This window comes from Rhizobium sp. 10N414 (assembly GCF_056394785.1).
In genome coordinates this window covers 65,810-85,861 of record NZ_JBFTIN010000014.1, presented here as the reverse complement: position 1 = coordinate 85,861, position 20,052 = coordinate 65,810, and the positions used below count along the sequence as shown (strand labels likewise).

Genomic DNA, 20,052 nt, shown 5'->3' with positions numbered 1-20,052 from the left:
CGGCAATACCGGCAAACTGGAACCTTATCGAGAACGCCGAATTGATGGTGTGAAATATCGCCGTCTGGTGAAATGAATGTTTCACACCACCGTGCCTTTCGCGGAAAACTGAAACGAAATTTCTCCAAGGCTGTACTAACCTCCTCGTGGATCAGAGATTTGGGAGGATCGAAGATGGCACAGGCGACCGCGCTTATAATGCGTGGCAGGAACGCACCCGATGAGGGAATAGACTGGAAGCGCGTTACCTATCTCCTGCATCTCTCGCGCATCCTTGACGAGATGGAAGAAACGCGGCTCGTCCCCGAAAAAAAGATCCTCTATCAGTTTTCCGCCCGCGGCCACGACATGGCGCAGATCATGCTCGGGCTGCAGCTGACGAACCGCCACGATGCTACCTGCGGCTACTATCGGTCACGCCCGCTGCTTTTGTCGCTCGGCGTCGATCCGGCCGATGCGCTCGGCTCGGCGATGGCGCGCGCCGGCGGCTATTCGGACGGTCGCGACATCGGCGTCGTCTTCAACTATCCGAACCGCGACGGCGCCTCTGCCCTGCCGATGTGCGGCGGTGTCGGCGCCCAGTACACCCCGACCGCGGGCTGGGCCCAGGCTATTCACTACCATGCAACGGTCCTGGGGGAGCATGACTACAGTGACGCGATAGCGGTCGTCCTTGGTGGAGATGGCTCGGTCGCATCGAATGGCTTCTGGTCGGCGCTGACAATCGCTACAACGCAGAAGCTGCCGATGTTGTTTTACGTCGAGGATAACGGCTTCGGGATCTCAGTTCCCTCCGACATGCAAACGCCGGGCGGAAACATTGCAGCCAATCTCGCGAGCTGGCGCGGCCTTGCCATCTTTGAAGGTGATGGCTGCGATCCCGCTGACGTGGCTCGCCTCATGCAAAACGCCGTCGGTTTCGTCCGCGAGCAGAGAATGCCCGCTCTCCTGCGGCTGACGGTTCCGCGGCTGGAGGGTCATAGCTTCCAGGACACCCAGTCCTACAAGAGTGAAGAGCTCGTAAAGGCGGAATGGGCCCGCGATCCGCTGCCTCGTCTGCGAGACTACCTGGTTCCCTTGGCAATCAGCGCTGACGAGTGGGAAGCCTGCAGGCTTGAGGCCGGCGACACCGCGGAAAAGGCACGCGCGGAGGCTGAAAGCCGCGCCTTTTCGTCTCCCGAAACCGTCACCCGTCATGTGTTCTTCGACGGGGAAATGCAGTCAATGGGCGGTCAGCACTGCGACGGCTACCAGGCTCCGGAATGCAGCAACGAGGCCGCGCCAGACGGCCAACGTATCAATATGGTCACGGCGATCAGGCGCACACTGGACCACGAATTGGCCACCAACCCACGCGTGGTGCTGTTTGGCGAGGACATTGGCCCGAAGGGCGGCGTTCACGCGGTCACGCTTGGACTCCAGGAGAAATTCGGCAAGGACCGTGTCTTTGACACATCGCTGTCGGAAGAAGGCATTGTCGGTCGCGCCGTCGGGATGGCGCTTGCGGGCCTCGTTCCCGTTCCCGAGATCCAGTTCCGCAAATACGCCGAGCCCGCGACCGAACAGATCAACGATTGCGGTACGATCCGCTGGCGCACCAACAACCGGTTCGCAGCGCCGGTGGTGCTGCGCGTGCCCGGCGGCTTTTTCAAATGTGGGGATCCGTGGCACAGCCAGACGAACGAGGTCGCCTTTATCCATCAACCAGGCTGGCAGGTTGCCGTTCCCTCGAACGCCGAAGACGCCGTCGGGCTGTTGCGAACGGCCCTGCGCGGGAACGATCCGGTGATCTTCTTCGAGCATCGCGCCATGCTCGACCATCCATGGGCCCGTCGCCCCTACCCCGGCGACAACTTCGCGCTTCCCTTTGGCAAGGCACGCTTTACACGCAGGGGCGACGCCATCACGATCGTGACCTGGGGTGCCATGGTTCCACGCTGCGAGGAAGCGGCAGAAGGCATCTCCGCCGATGTCATCGATCTGCGAACATTGATGCCGTGGGACCGCGAGAGCGTCATCTCGTCGGTTCGTCGCACACGGCGCTGCCTTATCGTCCATGAGGACCTTAAGACAGCCGGCTTCGGCGCGGAGATCGCCGCCGTCGTTGCTGACGAGACCTTCCTGGATCTCGACGCCCCGGTCGCACGGTTGACGATGCCTGACATCCCGAGCCCGCACAATCCATCCTTGCTCGAATGGGCACTGCCGTCCGTGGACCGGATCCGGCAGAAGATCACCGCCTTGGTGGAGTACTAGATCATGGTCGATTTCGCCGAAGTCCTCGTTCCCGTCGAACAGGAAGGAACGAAGACGGTCGTCCGCAACTGGCTGAAGCAACCGGGTGAGACTGTCGCGCTGGATGATCCCCTCGTCGAGCTTGAGACGGACAAGGTGACGCAGGAGATTTCCGCACCCGCGGCCGGAATACTTGACGAGATCGTCATGGCGTCGGGCACGGATGCGACGCCTGGCGCGGTTCTCGGCCGTATCCGCCTCAAAGCCGCCGCCGCTGGTGATGACCATACGCGCGATATTCCACCCTTACCGTCCCGCGAGACAAGCAATGCTGCCGGGGACCGGTTCTCGCCAGCGGTTCGCAGCGCCGGCGCACAATATGGCATCGACCCGGCTGCGGTGCTTGGCACCGGCAGGGACGGACGTGTCACGCGTTTGGATATGGATGCCGCGTTCGAAAAAAAACAGCGACGCGACGGGGTACCGTCGTCCCTGAACACGCCGACCGGCTCCGGGCCGGCCACTCTCGCCCGCGATCAGATCAGTCACGGGTCGCGTATGGTCGCCCATACGCCCATGCGGCTTTCCATCGCCCGGCACATGCTGGAGTCGCTTACGGCTGCCCCCCATGTCACGTCGATCTTCGAGGCCGATTTCACGGCAGTCATCAGGCATCGCGAAAGGAACAAGGCGGCAATGGCCGCCGATGGCATCAATCTCTCCTATACGGCCTATATCATCGTCGCTTGCGTCGTGGCGATGCGGGCAGTACCGGAGATCAACAGCCGCTGGCATGAGGATCATCTGGAGGTCTTCGACGATATCAACATCGGCGTCGGCATGGCCCTCGGCGACAGGGGCCTGGTCGTCCCGGTGATCCAGCAAGCGCAGAGCCTCGCGTTACCCGATGTCGCCGCCAGACTTCAAGACCTGACCAATCGCGGGCGTTCCGGTGGCCTGACCAACGCCGACATGCGCGGCGGCACCTTCACCATCTCAAACCATGGCGTGTCTGGCTCGCTGGTCGCTACGCCCATCGTCATCAATCAGCCGCAGTCGGCAATTCTTGGCGTCGGAAAAATGGAGAAGCGCGTCGTCGTACGAGAGATCGACGGCGTCGACACCATCCAGATTCGGCCGATGGCCTATGTCTCGCTAACGATCGACCATCGCGCGCTGGACGCCCACCAGACAAATGCCTGGTTGACGTCTTTCGTCCAGACCCTCGAGGGCTGGCGGGAATAGCGCGGGCGGCTCGCAAATAGCCGCGCGCTGCGAGTTCGACTGGCGTCCGCCACTTATCACCCAGACGGCACCGTTGCATGCACGCATCCACAATCGCGCGAGTGTGCATAACGGCGTCCTATGGTAGCGTTTTCATTGACTACAACGCGGCATGCGCTAGCTTTGACAAAAGCTGATTCAGTACTGGTGGGATAGCTAGGCCGTGCTCCCTGATCCAATATGGAGACCGAATTGCCGGACGATGAACGATCTCGCCTCTCCCCCCCACACCCTGATGGCGGCAAGCGCGACGATAGCAAGACCGTGCAGGTGGAACGCCGTCGCTTTCCTCGCGACACCAAACCAACGGACGAGCACCCTGCGCCTCCTCCGGCATTGAAACCCCTGCGATTTTCCACGCGAGACCTTGAGCCGGCACAGCAATTTTTCGCCTGGCAGTCTTATGTCGCGCCGCTTGTCGATATCAGGCGCCCGGATAGCATTCCCACGGATACGGGTTTTGTGGCCGACCATGCGGTCTGGAACCTCGGCGGCATGCTTGTCGTTCAGCAAAGCACGCCCGCCCATAGCTATATGCGTTCGGAAGCGAAGGTTCGATCAAGCCCGATCGATCACTGGCATATCTCTGTATTGCGCGGCGGCCGAACATGGACGGAAGTTGGCGGACACGTTTCCGAGGGAGAGCCTGGAAATGTCGAATTGCGTAGTTTGGGGCATCCCTTTCGTGGTCGATCGACGGACGCCCAAACCCTGTCCCTCTACCTGCCTCGCGAATTGCTCCATCCCGCCTCCGCTGTCGAAATCAAGAACAACATCGCGCTCGTCGGAACACGCGCCAAACTGCTGATCGACTATCTGGATGGCGTCGAGACGAAGCTGGCCCTGCTTGCTGAGGCGGATCTTTCTCACGTGGTACAGACCGTCCGCGATCTGATCCTGGCCTGTGTTTCATCATCGTCAGCACATGTCTCGTCGCCTGAACAAAGCAGCGGCTTGCCACTGAAGGAACGCGTCCACCGCTTCGTCCAGCACAATCTGATGTCACCCGACCTGACGACCGACCGTTTGTGCCGGGAACTGGGCGTCTCCCGCACGCGGCTCTACCAGGCGTTCGAGACAGACGGCGGTGTGCATCACTATATCCAGCGGCGCCGGCTCTTGTCCGCGCACGCCGCATTGAGCGATACCTCCAACCGGCAACAAATCGCCGATATCGCCTTCGCGGCTGGCTTTTCCTCAGCCGCACATTTCAGCCGCGCCTTCAGCAAGGAATTCGGCTACAGCCCGCGTGAGGCGAGGACTTCGGGCATGCCGTCCAATATTGGCTATTCCGTCGAGCCGGTAGCCGAGGCTGAGAGTGGTCAGTCCTTCGACACTTGGCTGAGAACGCTTGGGCACAACCGTCGAGCCTGAACGCGGTCATTGTGCTAACGCCTTGCGTCGGTCGCCTCCCCGTTCGCGCTGAATGCCCGCCACCGCAAGTTCCCGCGTTTTTGGGTCATGCCTCTTGCAAGGCGAGCACCCACGGCTGTGCCAATATCGCTCAACAGCGAGAGCACCTGAGCCGTCCCTGGAGCCGCAGAAATGTACGCTGCTGCAATTTTCCGGATGCGTAGCTAACGACAAGATCCCAGTAACCCCTTAATAAAGAAGCATAATCGCAGTGCAGGCAGTGAGACGGAACGCACAAGGAAATGCGCCCGTCATCAGATGGGGCAACTTTCAGGGGCATATCATGGAACCGACCAACCCTACGATCCAGATCAGCAACCCTCAATATTCTACGAATGATCCGTACCGCGTCGTCGAGCGTGAGGAAGTCCTTGCACAGGCTTTTCGAGCTTTCGTGCAACGAGCCGTTGCTGCGGGATGGAAGGAAACCGAGGTCGCTCTGACGTTGGCCGATATCGCCGACGATTACGTAATGGCTCTCGCGCGAAGGGTTAAGGCGAACTAGCATCGAGTAACTTTCGCGTGCAGCACCACCTGAACGCGAAATGCCAGCATCTCTTCAGCGTGTCCGGGGCCCACCGCTTTGCACTAATGCAAGCGGTGGGCCTCGGTCGTTGAGCCGACGTTACGCGTTCCTGACGGCTTGTCAAACTCGCTTGGCGCCACAATCCATCAGTTTCGTTTCAAAGGCTTCAGCCTGCTTTGGCAATATTCCTGGCTGCCCGTCAGTCCTCGGGGCAGAACCGGGATCGACAATTGAGCTCCATCATTTGCTTTACTGATGCGACGCTGTACAGTCGCGAGCGGACCGATTGGCTGCGGCTCATCAATCACGAGCGCCCGCATAGAAGGAGGAATGATGTTTCATCATGTTTCTATCGGCGTGTCCGATCTCCAGCGTGCACGAAAATTCTACGACGCAGCACTTGAGCCGCTGGGCTATACGAGGCTTTCAACGAGTGACGGATGGCTGGGCTACGGTGCTGAACAGCCCCAGCTCTGGATAAAGCTCGCCGAGCGGCCTGTCGTTCCCGACATGGAGTCGGGACTGCACTTCTGTTTTGTTGCCCCCAACGAGGAAGGCGTCAGAGCCTTCCACACAAACGCAATGTCGGGCGGCGGGACGGACAACGGAGAACCGGGAATACGCCCCGAGTACGGATCGTTCTATTACGCAGCATTTGTCATCGATCCGGACGGCTATCGCCTGGAAGCGTTTTTCCGCCGTCCTGAGTGAAGGCCCGCAGCGCGGGCCGTCTTGAACCATCCCGATCGCAGGGCAACCGCATGTCGCAACACCTTGAGCCCGCCTCCTCTCATCCGCCTTCGGCGGTGATCTGGGTGGGCTTCATTGCGATGTGCATCGGGATGTTCATGGGGATCCTGGACATCCAGGTGGTCGCGACATCCCTGCCTACAATTCAGCAGGCCATCAATATCGATCCTGACCAGATGAGCTGGATCCAGACCGTCTATCTGATCGCAGAGGTGATCGCGATACCGTTGACCGGCTTGCTGACGCGTGTCCTGACGATGAGATGGCTGTTCGTCGCCTCCATAGGCTTGTTTGTCGTCGCTTCCACTGGCTGTGCGGCAAGCAACGACTTTGGCGAACTGGTTGCCTGGAGGGTCGTTCAGGGCTTTTCCGGTGGAACGCTGATCCCGGCGGTTTTTTCGGCCGTTTTCATCCTCTTTCCCAATAAGCGGCAGGCACTCGCCACGACAATCGCTGGCGTGCTGGCTGTCTTGGCACCGACGGTTGGGCCGATCATCGGCGGCTGGCTGACGTCAACCTATTCGTGGCATTGGCTGTTCCTCATCAATATCGTTCCCGGCATTGTCTCGGCGCTGGTGGCGTGGCAGTTCCTGCCCCGGCAGAAGGGCGACGTGTCCGAACTGCGGCACCTCGATGGTCTGTCGCTCCTTATGATGGCGCTGGCGCTGGCGAGCCTGGAACTGGGATTGAAGGAGGCGCCGACGAGCGGTTGGATCTCGCCTTACGTCCTGAGCTTGCTAGCATTCAGCCTGGTATCGGGGTCCGCATTTGCATCCCGGTCGCTGCGCAGAACGCGTCCCATCGTCGACCTGCATCATTTCCGAGATCGGAATTTCCTGGTCGGATCCGCGCTCAGCTTCGTGCTCGGGATCGGCCTGTTCGGCTCGGTCTATCTCATGCCGGTGTTCCTTGCCTTCGTCAGGGGGCACAATGCCCTGGAAATCGGGATGACGATGCTGGTCACAGGCATAACGCAGCTGTTCACCGCACCGATCGCCGTTGCGCTGGAAAAGCGGACAGATCCGCGTCTGCTTTCGGCCGCAGGCTTCGGGTTGTTTGCGATCGGACTAGGGATGAGCGCATTCCATGATCCGCGCTCCGACTTCGATGCCATGTTCTGGCCGCAGGTCGTGCGCGGTGCCGCGATCATGTTCTGCCTTCTGCCGCCGACACGCCTCGCCCTCGGAACCTTGCCGGCATCGCGGGTGCCAGACGCAAGCGGCCTCTTCAATCTGATGCGCAATCTGGGCGGGGCGATCGGCATCGCCATGATCGATACGATCATCTACACGAGGTCGGAGCCGCTTGGGCAGAGACTATGGGATCAACTGCGGGCCGGCGACGCAGCCACGGCGGCGTTTATCGGGGCTCCGGCGGGAACGATCAACGGGAGCACCGGCGACTTCACACCGGACACGATCGCTGCGCTGGATCCGCTCGTACAGACAGCAGCAAGCGTCCAGGCGATCAACCAGGCTTGGCTGATCGTCGCCATACTGACAGGCTGCGCGCTACTCTTCCTGCCTTTTGCAAGACGGCTGACCGCATCGCAGCAGTAGCGGCCGCTCATTCGGTGTTCGTCAGTCTCAAAGGATGAACAGAGCGTTCAATCGTCTTTTCGTGGCAGACGCTGCTCCGCATGTTATGCCCATCAAAAATTCCCACGGCAAACCGCGATATCCAACGGGTAAAATCATGAAGAAAATCGGCTTTCTCTCCTTCGGCCACTGGGCGCCCTCGCCTCAATCAAAAACCCGCTCCGCGGGTGACGCGCTGCTCCAATCCATCGATCTTGCCGTTGCTGCTGAAGAACTCGGTGCGGATGGCGCGTATTTCCGCGTCCACCACTTTGCGCGGCAGCTGGCGTCGCCTTTTCCGCTCCTGGCGGCAGTCGGTGCGAAGACGAAGACCATAGAGACCGGCACCGCGGTCATCGACATGCGTTACGAGAACCCTCTCTACATGGCCGAGGACGCCGGTGCTGCCGATCTCATTGCCGGTGGCCGCCTGCAACTGGGGATCAGCCGCGGCTCTCCGGAGCAGGTCATCGATGGCTGGCGCTATTTCGGCTACCAGCCACAAGATGGTTCGAGCGATGCAGACATGGGCCGTGGCCATGCCGAGGTGTTCCTGGAAGCACTTAAAGGCGAAGGTTTTGCCCAACCGAACCCGCGTCCGATGTTTCCTAACCCGCCCGGCCTGCTGCGCCTTGAACCCTATTCGGAAGGATTGCGCGAGCGCATCTGGTGGGGCGCGGGGTCCAATGCAACTGCAATCTGGGCAGCCAAGCTCGGCATGAACCTGCAGAGTTCGACGCTGAAGGATGACGAAACCGGCGAACCCTTCCATGTCCAGCAGGCCGCACAAATCCGCGCCTACAGGGAGGCATGGAAGGCAGCCGGCCATACTCGCACCCCACGCGTGTCAGTCAGCCGCAGCATCTTCGCACTTGTCGACGATCGCGACCGCGCCTACTTCGGCCGCGGCGGCAAGGAACAGGATTCGATCGGCTATATCGACGAAAACACCAAGGCGATCTTTGGTCGCTCCTATGCGGCCGAACCTGAGGCGCTGGTCAAGCAGCTCTCCGAAGACGAAGCCATTGCCGAAGCCGACACCCTGTTGCTGACAGTCCCCAATCAACTCGGCGTCGAATACAACGCTCATGTGATCGAGGCGATCCTCAAATATGTGGCACCAGCACTTGGCTGGCGTTAAGTCGGGCCCAGCATTGCTTGCTCGAGCGCTTACTCGATGCTGACCTGAATGCTCGCGCTCGCCCTATTGTTTGAGGGCGAGCGCGCTGCGTCCACTTGTGGTATCGGCAATCAAACGGGCAATCTCGTCCGACCGTGCTTGCGGAAAGCTCACCGTGATCTCCGCGCCAGCCTCGAAGAAAGCCTCGCTGAGGACGTGCACCCCCTCGAAGGCGGCGAGCCTTGCCCTGAGGATCGCAAGGTCGGAAAATCCGGCGCGGATCGTTCCTTCCAAAGTTGGAACGAGTTCGATGAGTTCGCCGGACCGGAGGCAGGCGGCCGCCGTACCGCCATAGGCGCGGATCAAACCACCGGTACCAAGAAGCACACCTCCGAACCAGCGCGTCACGATGACAATGACCTTGTCGAGTGATTGGCCATCGATCGCCTGCAGTATGGGTTTTCCTGCTGTTCCGCTTGGCTCGCCGTCATCGCTGAAACGGTAGGTCTGGCCGATGCGCCAAGCCCAACAATTATGGTTGGCATCGCCATGGCTGCGTACGGCAAGCGCCTCCTTCGCGTCGAGCTCGCTGGCGATCGGAACACCAATCGCCAGAAACCGGCTCTTCTTCACGATTTGCTCAAGGGCTACAGGGCGTTCCAGCGAATACATGAAAGCTGTATAGGGCAGCGCGAAGGCCGAGCGAAGACGAATTCTATCCGCCGATGGTCGGATATGGCGGCGGAGAGTGTCTTCACGCAGCGCCGCGCAGCCTTACTATTGAGAGGGTATCGAGATACGACCCTTCATGTTCGGATGAAAGCGACAATAGTAATCAACCGACGTGGTCGCCTTCAGCACGGCACTTGCGGATTTCCCGGGAGGAATGACCACCTCCCAGTCACCCTTCACGGTCGCCGTATGGGCAAGAATATCCTTGTTGATCCATTCGATCGTGTCGCCTGGCCTTGCGCTGATCTCAGCGGGCGAAAACATCATCTTTTCGATTGTTACAGTGACTGTTTCCGCCCGCACCGGAACGACACCGATGGTCAACGCAGATACCGCAACGATCCACAGATGCCGTCTCAGCATGCTGGTATCTCCTATTTAAGCTCGCCAGCGACATGCTCGGCATGCTGCTGATGGCCCTGGAAGACCTTGAGGCCGGTTTGGAGCAACTCCTTGAGCTCCGCGTTGCTCGCCGACGGGATCAATAGCGTCTCAAGCGCGCCATTGACCTGTTTGTGATAGGCGACCTCGTTGTCGACATAGGCCTTGTCGAAGCTCGCCCCGCTGAGTTTGGCAAGTTTTGCTCGCTCATCGGTTGCAGCCTTGGTCAACGTCTTGCTCGTTTCGTTGTCCTCCGGTGTAACCTTGAGCTTCTTGACCAGTGCAAGAGCCTGCTTGTTCACGGCCTCATGGTCTCGCACCATGTCCTCCGCGAAGGCGACAACATCCTTGTTCTTGGATTTCGAGATCGCAAGTTTTGCGGCCTCGATATCGATAGTGCCGGCCGTATAGGCGATATGCGCTATCTGCGGGTCCGTCGGCTTGTCCGCTGCCCATGCGGGTGGCACAAGTCCGAACAGGCAAAGCGCGGTCAGGGTCGCAATCTGTCGAGTCTGCATAGGAACCTCCTTCGCCCGAACCGGCAAGGCCGGGCATTGTTTTTCTGGAACAGACATTGGATGTCAACCCGACGAGAAGGTTCCCGGAATCAGTCGAGAAAACCGAGACGGCTCATCACCGCCGTCGTCAGGCGTTCGCAACGACGGCCCGCGAAGGGAAATGCGGAAAGGAGCACGGGACCGATCTGCTCGTCGAGGCGCTCCCTTACCAGGCGCCTGGCGCGATGCAGCCGGCTCTTGACGGTCTCGGCCCGCAGGCCGAGCAACGCCGCGGTCTCATCCACATTCAGCCCCTCGATCACTCTTGCGACAAAGACGGTTCGGTAGATATCCGGCAGGGCGTCGGTCGCCTGCTCGACCAATTGCAGAATTTGCCGCTGTGCCATGGTGCGCTCCGGGTCGCCGGTGTTGTCGACTGGAAGTCGGAGGATCATCGCTCCGCTGTTTTCGTCGGCAGAACGCGCGACGCCCGCCGCCCGCCGTTTCTTGCGCAGACGTCCGAGAGCTTCGTTGATTACGATGCGCGAAAGCCAGGTCCCGAGCGAGGACTCTCCTCGGAAACGATCGAGATGCGCAAATCCGAGCACATAGGCCTCCTGAACAACGTCCTCCGCCTCGCTGTCATTGCGAACAATGCTTCTTGCCAGACGGTAGAGCCTCTGATTGTGGGCCTTCATGATCGCGCAAAAAGCGTGGCGATCGCGGGCGACCGCGCGGCGCGCCAGCTCGACATCGGCGAGCGTATCGAGTGCTTCGGCCCCATCTGCTTGAATCTGCGACATCGTCATCTCTTTCATGTCACCGCCTTGGCATTGATATAGATGGAGCTCGACGGCAAAGGTTCCCGAAAAATGCGCGCCGGTGTTGAAAACCTCCAACCATTTTCGAGATTGCGCCTCGGCACTGTCCGCGACCCTTTTACCACAACGCGTTTGACAGGGCGGAAGAGGATGGCGACATTGTCGTAAGGCTTGGCCGAGGCGGCCGCGGAGATGCGGAACGGCACAATTTCTCGATGGGATGGACAACATGAACCTCAAGGACCCCACACTCTTTCGGCAGGCAGCCCTGATCGGCGACAGATGGATCGAGGCCGATCCGGCGAATGCGATCGAAGTCAACAATCCGGCGACCGGTGAAGTCATCGGCCGCGTGCCCAAGCTGGGAGCGCCCGAGACAAAAGCCGCGATCGAGGCCGCTCGCGTTGCCCAAAAGGGCTGGGCGGCGCGCACCGCCAAGGAACGCTCGGGCATTCTTCGCAAATGGTTCGAGCTGATGATCGAAAACAAGGACGATCTCGGCCGTATCCTGACGCTTGAACAGGGCAAACCGGTTGCCGAAGCGACCGGCGAGATCGTCTATGGCGCAAGCTTCGTCGAATGGTTCGCGGAGGAAGGGCGGCGGGTCTATGGCGATCTGGTTCCCGGCCACCAACCCGACAAGCGCATCATGGTGATGAAGCAGCCGATCGGCGTGGTTGCCGCGATCACCCCCTGGAATTTCCCGAACGCCATGATCACGCGAAAAGCGGGGCCTGCCTTTGCTGCCGGTTGCGCCATGGTGCTGAAGCCGGCCAGCCAGACGCCCTTCTCGGCCATTGCAATTGCCGTGCTTGCGCAACGCGCCGGGCTTCCGAATGGCCTGTTTTCGGTTGTCACCGGCTCGGCACGCGAGATTGGCGCCGAAATGACCGCCAATCCGACTGTCCGCAAATTGACCTTTACCGGTTCCACGGAAATCGGCGCCGAGCTCTACAAGCAGAGTGCTCCGACAATCAAGAAGCTTGGCCTGGAACTCGGCGGCAATGCACCCTTCATCGTCTTTGACGACGCTGATCTTGATGCCGCCGTTGAAGGTGCGCTGATCGCCAAGTTCCGCAACAATGGCCAGACTTGCGTGTGCGCAAACCGGTTATACGTGCAGGAAGGTGTCTATGATGCTTTCTCACAGAAGCTTGCGGCAGCCGTCGGCAAATTGAAGACCGGCAATGGCTTCGACGAGGGTGTCATTCTGGGACCGCTGATCGACCAGCCAGCGCTGGAGAAGGTCGAGGAACACGTTGCCGATGCGCTCGCCAAGGGAGCGAGCGTCGTACAGGGCGGAAAGCGCCACGTGCTCGGCGGCACTTTCTACGAGGCGACCGTGCTTTCAAATGTCACGAGGGAGATGGCCGTTGCCCGCGAAGAAACCTTCGGGCCGGTGGCGCCGCTGTTCCGCTTCAAGGATGAGGCTGATGTCATCCAGCAGGCAAACGATACCGAGTTTGGCCTGGCCTCGTACTTCTACGCGAAGGATCTGGCTCGCGTTTTCCGCGTCGCCGAGGCCCTCGAATACGGCATGGTTGGTGTCAACACAGGATTGATCTCGACGGCGGAAGCTCCCTTCGGCGGCGTCAAACTCTCCGGCCTTGGCCGTGAGGGTTCCAAATACGGGATAGAAGAATTTATGGAAATTAAATACGTCTGCCTCGGCGGCATCAGCTAGCGCCCGACGGGCGCCAGCTCGCAATTTCCTTTACCGCTTCTTCGCCATGGACGGCACGGGTTCTGGAGCAGCCGTCCACCGGCGCATGATCGCTCAGCGCTGCGATTTTGTTCGCCGACATAGCATTGGCTCGGGATGAAATGCGCTGTTCATAGCGATAGCGTGATTACCTTAGCCATGGTTATTGCACGTCTTTCGTGCCATATTAGCAATCAGCACAGTTCAACATTTGAGTCGCAATCTGGCGCAAGAATGGAGACGATGAGATGCTACATGGCCTACTCGAGCCAAATTCGAATTCCTGTAAGTATTTGAAGGAACGAATGCTAGTTTGTGCCGTTGTCTCAATGAGCGCGCCGACGGGGCGGCAATCCCGCCTCAACCGACAGGCCGCGGGAGAGCATCATGCAAAAAGGTGAAAGTGACGTCTTTGATCTTTTCTCGGAGATTTACACAAGCGCCGCGCAAGAAGAACTAAGTCTACAGGAATACCTGCTTGCCTGCCGCGATGACAAAAGCCTTTATGCGACCGCGCAAGAGCGAATGGTCGAAGCGATCGGCGAGCCGACATTAATCGATACGAGCGCCGATGAGCGGCTAGGGCGGATTTTCGCCAACCGCACAGTCAAGATTTACCCGTCCTTCGCCGACTTCTATGGAATGGAAGATACAATCGAGCGGATTGTCGGCTACTTCAGATACGCCGCGCAAGGGCTCGAGGAGCGAAAGCAGATCCTCTATCTGCTCGGTCCAGTGGGAGGCGGCAAATCGTCGCTCGCCGAGCGCCTGAAGAGACTGATGGAGCAGCGCCCGATCTACACTTTGGCCGTCAATGGCAAGGTCAGCCCCGTCTTCGAATCCCCTCTCGGCCTGTTCCACCCGGAACGGATGGCGGGTCTCTTGGAAGACAAGTACGGGATTGCGCCGCGAAGGCTGACGGGCCTTATCTCGCCCTGGGCGACGAAACGGCTCGACGAGATCGGCGGCGACATTTCGAAATTCAGCGTGGTTAAACTGACGCCCTCGCGTCTGCGACAAATAGCAATTGCGAAGACGGAGCCGGGTGACGAAAACAATCAGGACGTGTCCGCACTCGTCGGCAAAGTGGACATCCGTCAACTTGAAAACTTCAGTCAGGCCGATCCTGATGCCTACTCCTACAGTGGCGGGCTGAACAGAACGACGCAGGGGCTTCTCGAGTTCGTCGAAATGTTCAAGGCCCCGATCAAGGTGCTGCATCCCCTGCTGACCGCCACCCAGGAGGGGAGCTATAATGGTACGGAGAACTTCGGCGCCTTCCCCTTCCAGGGCATTGTCGTTGCTCACTCCAACGAGTCCGAGTGGCTGCAATTCAAGAACAACAAGAACAACGAGGCATTCCTCGACCGCATTCTCGTGGTCAAGGTGCCCTATTGCCTGAGGGTCACCGAAGAACGGCAAATCTACGAAAAGCTGCTTCGTGAAAGCGAGCTGGCAAAGAGCCCATGCGCCCCTGAAGTGCTCGAGAATCTTAGCCGGTTCACCGTTGCGACACGCCTCCATGTTCATGAGAATTCACCGCTCTACACGAAGATGCGCGTCTACGACGGCGAAAACCTGAAGGACACCGATCCCAAGGCCAAGTCGGTGCAGGAGTATCGTGACGCCGCCGGTGTGGATGAGGGCATGACTGGTGTCAGCACCCGTTTTGCCTTCAAGGTGCTGTCGGAAACCTTCAACTACGATACAAAGGAGGTCGCCGCCGACCCGGTCCACCTGATGTACATCTTGGAGCAGGCAATTCGGCGCGAACAATTCCCGAAGGAAACGGAGGCGCGCTACCTGGATTTCATCAAGTCCGAGCTTGCAGCACGCTATGCCGAATTCATCGGTCATGAAATCCAGAAAGCCTATCTGGAATCCTACAGCGAGTATGGACAAAACCTGTTCGACCGGTACATCGCCTATGCCGATGCCTGGCTGGAAGACCAGGATTTCAAGGACTACGACACAGGCCAGATCCTCAACCGCGAAATTCTCGACAGCGAGTTGTCGCAAATCGAGAAGCCGGCGGGCATTGCCAACCCCAAGGACTTCCGAAATGAGGTTGTGAAGTTCACCCTGCGTGCCCGCGCCAAGAACCATGGGCGCAACCCGTCATGGACGAGCTATGAAAAGCTTCGCGAAGTGATCGAGAAGCGCATGTTTGGTCAGGTCGAAGACCTCCTGCCCGTCATCAGCTTCGGCTCCAAGAAGGACAGCTCAACGGAAAAGCAGCACGCGGAATTCGTCGAGCGCATGACGGAACGCGGCTATACTGTTCGCCAGGTCCGGCGGCTCGTCGATTGGTATATGCGGGTCAATAAGGCCGGCTGACGATGCCGAACCGGGGGATTGGCAGATGGCGAATTTTATCGACCGCCGGCTCAACCCGAAGGATAAGAGCCTCGGCAACCGGCAGCGTTTCCTGAACCGCGCCCGCGAGGAGCTCAAGCGGGCGATCAAGGAGCAGGTCAAATCGGACAGGATTGCCGACGTGGACGCCGCCCATGGCGTTCCGATGCCGAAACGCGGCGCCGGCGAGCCGACTTTTCAGCCTGCCTCCGGCAGTGGAGCGCGCGAGTATATTCTGCCCGGAAACAAGGAATATATGGCGGGCGACAAGCTTTCGCGACCGCAAGGCGGTGCCGGCGGAAGTGGCAAGGGCGCCGGCCGCGGCGAGAGCGAGGATGACTTTCAGTTCATCCTGTCCCGCGACGAGGTTCTCGACCTTTTCTTCGAGGATCTGGAACTGCCCGACATGGTCAAGTTGAACCTGAAGGAGACGGTGACCTACAAGCCTCACCGCGTCGGCTTCAGCACGGCCGGCACCCCCACGAACATCAATGTCGGGCGGACGATGCGCAACAGCTTCGGCCGCCGGATCGCGCTACAGCGCCCGAGCGAAGCGGCGGTGAAGGCGCTTGCGGAGCAGATCGCCACCTTGGAGGCCGAACCGAACCTGTCGGCACAGGAGCGGCGTCGCCTGCAGGCATTGCGCGAGGAGCTCGAGCAATTGGAACGCAGGCGTCGACGCATCTCCTATGTCGATCCGGTTGATATTCGCTTCAACCGTTTCGAGCGCCAGCCGCTTCCCAATGCCAGCGCGGTGATGTTCTGCCTGATGGACGTGTCGGCCTCGATGGGCGAACGCGAAAAAGACCTCGCGAAACGCTTCTTCGTGCTGCTCCACCTCTTCCTGACCCGCCGTTACGAGCGGATCGATATCGTTTTCATCCGTCATACCGACGAGGCGCGCGAGGTCGACGAGGAGACGTTCTTCTACAGCAAGCAGAGCGGCGGCACGGTCGTTTCCACTGCCCTCGAGGAAATGCTTCGTGTCATCGAGGAACGCTATCCGGCACATCTGTGGAACATCTACGCCGCTCAAGCGTCCGACGGCGACAACATCAGCGGAGATTCCGAACGGTGCGCGGCGCTGCTTCGCGACCACCTGATGCGCCTGTGCCAATATTATGCCTATGTCGAGATCATCGATGAGCGTGAAACCGAAATCTTTGGAGCGACCGACAACGGCACGTCGCTGTGGCGTGCCTATCGCACGGTCGACGGCGAAGTGCCTAACTTCCAGATGACGCGGATCTCCAGACCGGCGGACATCTACCCCGTGTTCCGCAAGCTCTTTACCCGACAGCCTGCCATGCGCACGCGTAAGTAAGGGACGACCGAATGGCGAGACGCTCGAGTTCAGGCCTGCTGTTTGATGGTTCCGACTGGAATTTCACCACCCTTTCGCGCGCCTACGATGCGATAGAGACGGTTGCGCTCGATGAGATGGGACTGGACGTCTATCCTAACCAGTTGGAGATCATTTCCTCCGAGCAGATGCTCGATGCCTATTCGTCGGTTGGCATGCCGCTGATGTATCAGCACTGGTCCTTCGGCAAGCGCTTCATCTTCGAGGATCACTTGTATCGGAAGGGACAGCGCGGCCTCGCCTACGAGTTGGTCATCAACTCCAACCCCTGCATCACCTATCTCATGGAAGAAAACACCATGGCGATGCAGGCGTTGGTGACCGCGCATGCAGCCTTCGGCCACAATCATTTTTTCAAGAACAACTACTTGTTCCGCCAGTGGACGGACGCCGGCTCCATCCTGAGTTATATGGACTTCGCCAAGAAATACATCGCCAAGTGCGAGGAGCGGCATGGATTGAGCGCGGTGGAGGCGATCCTCGATTCAGCGCACGCCCTGATGGACCAGGGCGTCTTCCGCTACCGGCGCCCGCCCCGCCTTTCCTCCGAAAAAGTCAGAGAACGCGCCCGAGAGCGATTGGAATATGAAGAGCAGACCTACAGCGATCTGTGGCGCACGCTGCCGCTGGCAACGGAAAACCGCAATCCGGAAGAGGCCGAACGCGACGCGTCCGAACGCAAGAAGGTTCTCAATCTTCCGGAGGAGAACCTGCTCTACTTCCTGGAAAAGCACAGCCTGATCCTCGATCCCTGGCAGCGCGAACTTCTCAGGATCGTGCGCGTCATTGCGCAATATTTCTATCCACAGCGCCAAACCAAGGTGATGAACGAGGGCTGCGCGACCTTCGTTCACTACACGATCATCAACCGCCTCTTCGATCAGGGCCGGATCAGCGAAGGGGCGATGCTGGAATTGCTGAAAAGCCACTCCAACGTCGTTTTCCAACCGGCCTTCGATGATTCGCGCTTCCCGGGCATCAACCCTTACGCACTGGGATTCGCGATGATGCAGGACATCGAGCGCATCTGCATGGAACCGACGGCGGAAGATCGCGACTGGTTTCCGTCGTTTGCCGGCAACGGCGATTGGCAGGGGACGCTGCTCGACGCCTGGGCGAACCACCGCGACGAGTCCTTCATGCTCCAATATCTGAGCCCGGCGATGATCCGCAAGTTCCGGCTGTTCCTGCTCTCCGATCGCGCCACCGACAGCTATTGCGAAGTATCCGCAATCCATAATGAGCGCGGCTATTCCAGGATCCGCTCGGCGCTGGCCCACAGTTACGACGTCGGGGCCAGACAGCCCGATATCCAGGTTATCGACGTGGACTTGCTAGGTGACCGGCAACTTCGGCTACAGCATAATGTGAAGAACGGCATCCTCCTGGAAGAGAGAACCCGTGATGCCACGCTCGGCCATATTCGCCACCTCTGGGGTTACGACGTGAGCCTGAGTGGTGTCGATGCTGGAACGGGCGCGGCGCTCTACGAGTGTTCGACGGCGCAACTCTGAAGCCAGCTGGGAACCGTGGGAGCCATGCGGCTTACGGTCATCGAAAGCGCTTGCCCACCGGATCGAACGCGTGTTGGCCGACTTCCTTTACGACGGCTCCCTTGTGTGCGTCCCGGGAAGCATGGTGCCGTCCATGACGGACTTCCTGGCATCGTCTGGCCGGCCGACGCGCCCCGACAGGGCGATGGCAGCCTACGACGCCAAACGTCAACGCTTGTCCTCTTCGGCATGTCTTCGCCGGATGCTTCGCACGACGAGCCACATGCCGGCAACCACGATCGGTACCGAGAGACCTGTCAGCGTCTCGGGGGACACCTCGAAGCCGACATTGTGCGCACCCTTTGCCACATAGCCGAAGAGCCCGACGACGTAGTAAGAGATTGCCGCCACCGACAGGCCTTCGACGGTCTGCTGCAAACGCAGCTGCAGTTGCGCCCGGCGGTCCATCGAATTCAGCACCGTCGTATTGATACGCTCGAGTTCGACGTCGATCCAGCTTCGCAGCAGGGCCGTGGCCCGGGCAAGCTTGCGCGAAAGGTTCGCCTGGCGCTCCTCGACCGACTGACAGGTTCGCATGGCCGGCGCCAGTCGTCGTTCGAGGAATGAGCCGAGTGTTTCGCTGCCTGGTATTGCCGTCTCGGCAAGAGCCCGAATGCGCTCCTGAACGATCTCGTAGTAGGCGCGGCTTGCCCCGAACCGATAGAGGCTGAGCGCTGCATTCGCCTCGAGTTCGGCCGCAAGGCGCGTGATCTCGGACAGCATCTGGTCCGCTTCATCCCGTGCATGCAGCTTCATCCGCTGCGTAATGGCCGTCAGGCCGGACTCGATCTGGCGGATTTCGGGCGAGAGTGACTGTGCAAGCGGCAGGCCCATCATCGCCAGCGTGCGATAGGTCTCGATATCGAGAAGCCGCTGGACCAGCGCACCGCGTGCGCTGTCGGACATGCCGCGATCGATCACCAGAAACTTCGTCAATCCGTCGCCATCCTGGCGGAAATCGGTGAGGATCGTTGCCTGACCGTTTCTGAGTTCGCTTCGACACAGGCTGGTCGGATCGAAAACGGCAATTTCCTGCACCGTCTCGGGCGTGTCGGGGCGTATTTCCAAACGAATGCCCGATATGAACGGACCTGGTGGCGAGAAGCTGTCGCCGAAAGGATGAACGGCGATCGGGGCGCCGAACTTCTCTGGTGCGGGGCAATCCCAGAAGTAGGTCGAAAATTCGGTATGGCGTTCCCAGCGCAAGGTGCCCTGGCCCCAGCTTATCGCATGATGGCTGGTCTCGCGGGTCGGCGGAGCAACGCCGCTGGATCGGGAAAGATCGGCAAGCATCTCATGGTCATTGTCACCGGCACTCTCCGTCAGGAACGCGAGCTGGAAGATGACGCGGCGTGCCTGAACGAGCGCATAGGGTCGCGCATGAATTTCCCCCAAGGCGCGTAATCGAAGATCCGCAGGCGGAAAGCCAAAGCTTCCTTGCGTCATGCGTGCGCTCCTTTCGGTGTGTGTTTCCCGCTCATCGCTATCGATACTGTGATTCGGCTGAGCCCGGGAGCGCGACTGAACAACCTCGATTGGTTCACCTCTGATCGGCGCTGACACGTTCAAGTTCTTTTTGCCATTCGCAAAAAGATTTCGAATGTCCATGATCTTATCCCTACATCGGCCCCTCAGCTGGCGGCATGCAAGCATCTCCTCATATGCCTGTCTAGCACGATCGGTCCGCGCGACCGTTTGCCACAGCCACTCCAACCAGCAAGCAACTCATGCTTGAATAGCACC

16 protein-coding genes are annotated in these 20,052 nt (G+C 59.7%); 11 read left to right on the top strand and 5 right to left on the bottom strand.

Going from position 1 to position 20,052, the window contains the following annotated elements; all coding sequences use genetic code 11:
• The first annotated feature begins 174 nt into the window (after positions 1–174).
• The 7 genes from AC1DE4_RS15190 (at position 175) to AC1DE4_RS15160 (ending at position 8,926) form a co-directional block, all read left to right on the top strand.
• The gene (locus tag AC1DE4_RS15190; RefSeq protein ID WP_025660265.1) at positions 175–2,256 is read left to right on the top strand and encodes an alpha-ketoacid dehydrogenase subunit alpha/beta; all 2,082 of its coding nucleotides are present in this window, start codon (positions 175–177) and stop codon (positions 2,254–2,256) included.
• Between the two features lie 3 nt (positions 2,257–2,259).
• On the top strand, positions 2,260–3,480 hold the full coding sequence (locus tag AC1DE4_RS15185) for a dihydrolipoamide acetyltransferase family protein (protein ID WP_025660264.1): 1,221 nt from the start codon (positions 2,260–2,262) through the stop codon (positions 3,478–3,480).
• Positions 3,481–3,711: 231 nt separating this feature from the next.
• Positions 3,712–4,893, top strand: coding sequence for a helix-turn-helix domain-containing protein (locus AC1DE4_RS15180; protein WP_025660263.1), 1,182 nt, complete (start codon positions 3,712–3,714; stop codon positions 4,891–4,893).
• A gap of 322 nt (positions 4,894–5,215) precedes the next feature.
• On the top strand, positions 5,216–5,437 hold the full coding sequence (locus AC1DE4_RS15175) for a hypothetical protein (RefSeq protein WP_062369148.1): 222 nt from the start codon (positions 5,216–5,218) through the stop codon (positions 5,435–5,437).
• A 354-nt stretch (positions 5,438–5,791) separates the two neighbouring features.
• Positions 5,792–6,169, top strand: a complete 378-nt coding sequence (locus AC1DE4_RS15170) for a VOC family protein (protein ID WP_025660261.1) — start codon at positions 5,792–5,794, stop codon at positions 6,167–6,169.
• 50 nt (positions 6,170–6,219) lie between these two features.
• Positions 6,220–7,767: a DHA2 family efflux MFS transporter permease subunit gene (locus AC1DE4_RS15165; protein ID WP_025660260.1), complete on the top strand. Its 1,548-nt coding sequence runs from the start codon at positions 6,220–6,222 to the stop codon at positions 7,765–7,767.
• Positions 7,768–7,903: 136 nt separating this feature from the next.
• On the top strand, positions 7,904–8,926 hold the full coding sequence (locus tag AC1DE4_RS15160; protein WP_025660259.1) for an LLM class flavin-dependent oxidoreductase: 1,023 nt from the start codon (positions 7,904–7,906) through the stop codon (positions 8,924–8,926).
• Positions 8,927–8,989: 63 nt separating this feature from the next.
• On the opposite strand, the gene AC1DE4_RS15155 is transcribed toward AC1DE4_RS15160, so the two are convergent.
• The 4 genes from AC1DE4_RS15155 to AC1DE4_RS15140 form a co-directional block, all read right to left on the bottom strand.
• On the bottom strand, positions 8,990–9,577 hold the full coding sequence (locus AC1DE4_RS15155) for an IMPACT family protein (RefSeq protein WP_025660258.1): 588 nt from the start codon (positions 9,575–9,577) through the stop codon (positions 8,990–8,992).
• A gap of 105 nt (positions 9,578–9,682) precedes the next feature.
• Positions 9,683–10,000: a plastocyanin/azurin family copper-binding protein gene (locus AC1DE4_RS15150; RefSeq protein WP_025660257.1), complete on the bottom strand. Its 318-nt coding sequence runs from the start codon at positions 9,998–10,000 to the stop codon at positions 9,683–9,685.
• Between the two features lie 11 nt (positions 10,001–10,011).
• Positions 10,012–10,536: a DUF4142 domain-containing protein gene (locus AC1DE4_RS15145; RefSeq protein WP_025660256.1), complete on the bottom strand. Its 525-nt coding sequence runs from the start codon at positions 10,534–10,536 to the stop codon at positions 10,012–10,014.
• 89 nt (positions 10,537–10,625) lie between these two features.
• Positions 10,626–11,318 carry an RNA polymerase sigma factor gene (locus tag AC1DE4_RS15140; RefSeq protein WP_477881921.1) on the bottom strand — a complete coding sequence of 231 codons (693 nt, stop codon included), beginning with the start codon at positions 11,316–11,318 and terminating at the stop codon, positions 10,626–10,628.
• A 247-nt stretch (positions 11,319–11,565) separates the two neighbouring features.
• Between AC1DE4_RS15140 and gabD the strand changes: the two genes are divergently transcribed.
• The 4 genes from gabD (at position 11,566) to AC1DE4_RS15120 (ending at position 18,270) form a co-directional block, all read left to right on the top strand.
• Entirely contained in the window at positions 11,566–13,020 is a 1,455-nt protein-coding gene (gabD, locus tag AC1DE4_RS15135; RefSeq protein ID WP_025660254.1) for an NADP-dependent succinate-semialdehyde dehydrogenase, read from the top strand.
• 405 nt (positions 13,021–13,425) lie between these two features.
• The gene (locus AC1DE4_RS15130; RefSeq protein ID WP_025660253.1) at positions 13,426–15,375 is read left to right on the top strand and encodes a PrkA family serine protein kinase; all 1,950 of its coding nucleotides are present in this window, start codon (positions 13,426–13,428) and stop codon (positions 15,373–15,375) included.
• Positions 15,376–15,400: 25 nt separating this feature from the next.
• Positions 15,401–16,717: a YeaH/YhbH family protein gene (locus tag AC1DE4_RS15125; protein ID WP_025660252.1), complete on the top strand. Its 1,317-nt coding sequence runs from the start codon at positions 15,401–15,403 to the stop codon at positions 16,715–16,717.
• A gap of 11 nt (positions 16,718–16,728) precedes the next feature.
• Positions 16,729–18,270 carry a SpoVR family protein gene (locus tag AC1DE4_RS15120; protein WP_025660251.1) on the top strand — a complete coding sequence of 514 codons (1,542 nt, stop codon included), beginning with the start codon at positions 16,729–16,731 and terminating at the stop codon, positions 18,268–18,270.
• 207 nt (positions 18,271–18,477) lie between these two features.
• On the opposite strand, the gene AC1DE4_RS15115 is transcribed toward AC1DE4_RS15120, so the two are convergent.
• Positions 18,478–19,755, bottom strand: coding sequence for a DUF3422 family protein (locus AC1DE4_RS15115; RefSeq protein WP_025660250.1), 1,278 nt, complete (start codon positions 19,753–19,755; stop codon positions 18,478–18,480).
• Between the last annotated feature and the right edge of the window lie 297 nt (positions 19,756–20,052).